Annotated in this window: 3 protein-coding genes and 1 pseudogene; all 4 read right to left on the bottom strand. The window is 75.2% G+C overall.

What is annotated here, in order from left to right; all coding sequences use genetic code 11:
- A partial coding sequence (locus VGX25_RS24410; protein WP_326920223.1) for a sigma-70 family RNA polymerase sigma factor occupies positions 1-443 on the bottom strand: 443 nt, incomplete at its 3' end.
- A gap of 85 nt (positions 444-528) precedes the next feature.
- Positions 529-1371 carry a diaminopimelate epimerase gene (gene dapF, locus VGX25_RS24405; protein ID WP_326920222.1) on the bottom strand — a complete coding sequence of 281 codons (843 nt, stop codon included), beginning with the start codon at positions 1369-1371 and terminating at the stop codon, positions 529-531.
- 230 nt (positions 1372-1601) lie between these two features.
- Complete coding sequence (gene miaA, locus VGX25_RS24400; protein WP_326920221.1) at positions 1602-2510, bottom strand: tRNA (adenosine(37)-N6)-dimethylallyltransferase MiaA; 909 nt, start codon at positions 2508-2510, stop codon at positions 1602-1604.
- Positions 2507-2727: pseudogene (locus VGX25_RS24395) on the bottom strand (hypothetical protein); the annotation flags it as partial. The pseudogene VGX25_RS24395 and the gene miaA, both read right to left, overlap by 4 nt.

Raw genomic sequence — 2727 nt, 5'->3', positions numbered from 1 at the left:
GCCCCGGCGATCGCCACGACGCCGAGCGTGCCGCGGGTGCGCAGGTACCGCCGGGCGCGGGTCAGGTGGGACTCGACCGACCGCATGCTCAGCCGGAGCTGGCGGGCGACGACCTTGCGGTCCATGCCGCGGCCGATCAGCAGGCAGACCGTCTGGGTGACCGGCGGCAGCCGGTAGAGCTGGGTCATCAGGTACCCGGCCTCCACGCGCCGCACGACCGGGTCCTCCGGCCCCTCGGCCGCGTGGTCTGGGACGCCGTCGGGCACCAGACCCATCGACGGTTCCCGGGCCCGGCGGTACACGGTGTCGACGTACCTCTCGCGGGCCTCCGCGATCAACCAGGCCAGCCGGGCGCCGGACCGGTCGCCGGCCACGACGCGGGACCAGCCGGCGGTCAGGGCCTCCTGCGCGCAGTCCTCGGCGTCGGCCTGGCTCGCGCCCATCGCGCGGAGCCTGGCGATCAGAACGGCTCTCCTACGGGGATCCGCAACGGTCACTGGCAGATTATCCGGCACGGCACCGGATCCGTTACCCCGCTGCGTCCCACCACCACGGGTCGAGCTCCCCGCGGGCGACGAACTCGGCCGGCCCGGTGATCGTGCTGTCCGCCTCGTCGACGGTCACGTGCACGGTCCCGCCCGGCACGTCGACGGTGACCCGGCCGGTGGGCCGGTTCCGCCGGCGCAGGACCGCGGCGGCCGCGGCCACGGTGCCGGTGCCGCACGACCGGGTCTCTCCGACGCCGCGCTCGTGCACCCGCATGCGGACGTGATCCGGCGCCCGCGGCACGACGAACTCGATGTTCACCCCGGACGGGAACAGCGTCGCGTCGTATCCGGGTTGGACGGTCAGGTCCAGCTCGGCCAGGCCGCCGGGCAGCACGCACACCAGGTGCGGGTTGCCGACGTCGACCGCGACGCCGGGATGGTCGACGCCGCAGACCGACGCCACGGACTCCCCGACCACCCGCACCGGTCCCATGTGGACGGTCACGGCGCCGCCGGAGTGGACGACCACCTCGTGGGCGCCGGCGCGGCTGCCGACCACGAACCCCTTCGCCGACTCCAGCCCGGACTCGACCAGGTAGCGCGCGAACACCCGCATGCCGTTGCCGCACATCTCCGCCAGCGAGCCGTCGGCGTTGCGGTAGTCCATGAACCACGCCTCGTCATCCACATCGGACGGACGGTCGGGCACGGCCTTGGCCCGGACCACCCGGAGCACGCCGTCGGCGCCCAACCCGCGCCGCCGGTCGCACAGGGCACGCACCCTGGCCGCGGTCAGCTCGAGGGCGGCGTCGACGTCGGGCAGCAGCACGAAGTCGTTCTCCGTGCCGTGCCCCTTCACGAACGGGATGCCGCCGGCTCGCACCTGTCCAGCGTATTTGATAGCTCGGGCAAGGCCGCCGGGCGCCTTCGGCGCCGGCCTGGGGTTGGGTTGGCTCACTGGTGGTTGCGGGCCGGGGTGGGTGGTTGCTCGGCGTAGGTGGTTGGCTGACGACGCCTGCGGGCAGGGGCTCGTTCCTCGCCCCTGCCCTGGTCGTCGTGTGGCGGCCGCCCTCGCCCAAGATTGGCGACCCCAGCGCAGTTTGCGACACGAGACTATGGCCGGGCCAGCGCAAGGGCCGCGTCGGCCAGGTCGGGCCGGGCCGCGTCGAGCCAGGTGATGCGCGGGTCGCGGCGGAACCAGGAGCGCTGCCGGCGCACGAACCGCCGGGTGGCCCGCGCGGTCTCGGCGGCCGCCGCGGCCAGGTCGTATTCGCCGTCGAACGCGGCGAGGACCTGCTGGTAGCCCAGCGCCCGGGAGGCGGTGCGGCCCTCGCGCAGCCCGCGGTTCTCCAGCGCGCGCACCTCGTCGACGAGGCCGCGGGCGAACATCCGGTCCACCCGCGCGTCCACCCTGGCGTCCAGCTCGGCGGCGGCCACGTCGAGCCCGATCAGCACCGTGCCGTACCGGGGAGCGCCCGGCCGGGGCAGGGTCGCCGAGAACGGCCGGCCGGTCAGCTCGATCACCTCGAGGGCCCGCACGATCCGCCGGCCGTTGCTCGGCAGGATCGCCGCGGCCGCCGCGGGGTCGCGGGCCGCGAGCCGGGCGTGCAGCACCGCCGACCCGTGCACGGCCAGCTCGGCCTCCAGCTCGGCGCGCAGCCGGGGATCGGTGCCGGGAAAGTCCAGGTCGTCGAGCACCGCCTGCACGTAGAGCCCGGACCCACCGACCAGGATCGGCACCCGGCCGGCCGCCACCAGCTCCTCGATCGCCGCCCTCGCCGCGCGCTGGTAGGCCGCGACCGACGCGGTCTGGTGGACGTCCAGCACGTCGAGCAGGTGGTGCCGCACGCCGCGGCGCTCGGCGTCGGTGACCTTGGCCGTGCCGATGTCCATGCCCCGGTAGAGCTGCATCGCGTCGGCGTTGACCACCTCACCGCCGAGCCGCTCGGCCAGCTCGATGCCCAGCGCCGACTTCCCCGTCGCGGTCGGTCCGAGCACCGCGACGGGCCGCGCCCCGGTCATTGCACCGGGTCCCAGACCGCGACGTGGTAGGCGACGCCGAACGGGATGAGCAGCCGGCTGTGCGCGCACCGCCAGGTCCGGGCGTCCTTGCCGATCACACCGGACAGTATCTGCCACGGCGCCCTGCCGACCGCGCCGAGCGCCTCGGCCAGCCCGGCGTCCAGCGCGAGCAGCCCGGCGGGGTCCGCGGCGGCCAGGGCGCGGTGCACCTCGGCGT

The sequence above is a fragment of the Actinophytocola sp. genome (genome assembly GCF_035942955.1).
Classification (GTDB): Bacteria; Actinomycetota; Actinomycetes; order Mycobacteriales; family Pseudonocardiaceae; genus DASYTH01.
Note: the sequence above shows the minus strand (reverse complement) of the source record. Positions and strands in the feature narration are given on the sequence as shown.